The organism is Alteromonas alvinellae (assembly GCF_902705805.1).
Genome location: NZ_CACSIH010000126.1, coordinates 1 through 319 on the forward strand (window position 1 = coordinate 1; position 319 = coordinate 319).

Below are 319 nucleotides of genomic sequence, written 5' to 3' on the forward strand. Positions count from 1 at the left end.
GCGCGCGCTAAGGCAGAAGCTGAAGCACAGGCAAAAGCTAAAGCGGAAGAAGAAGCCCGCCTAAAGGCGGAGGCTGAAGCACAGGCGAAGGCGCAAGCGGAAGAAGAAGCTCGCGCTAAGGCAGAGTCTGAAGCACAGGCGAAAGCCCAAGCGGAAGAAGAAGCGCGCGCTAAGGCAGAAGCTCGTGCTAAGGCAGAGGCTGAAGCACAGGCAAAAGCTCAAGCGGAAGAAGAAGCTCGCGCCAAGGCAGAGGCTGAAGCACAGGCAAAAGCGCAAGCGGAAGCAGAAGCGCGCGCCAAGGCAGAAGCTGAAGCGCAGG

The 319-nt window shown here is 59.6% G+C and carries 1 protein-coding gene; it reads left to right on the forward strand.

Annotated elements, in window-relative coordinates; translation table 11 throughout:
• On the forward strand, positions 1-319 hold a 319-nt coding region (locus tag ACX5KA_RS09700; protein WP_458730996.1), incomplete at both ends, for a hypothetical protein.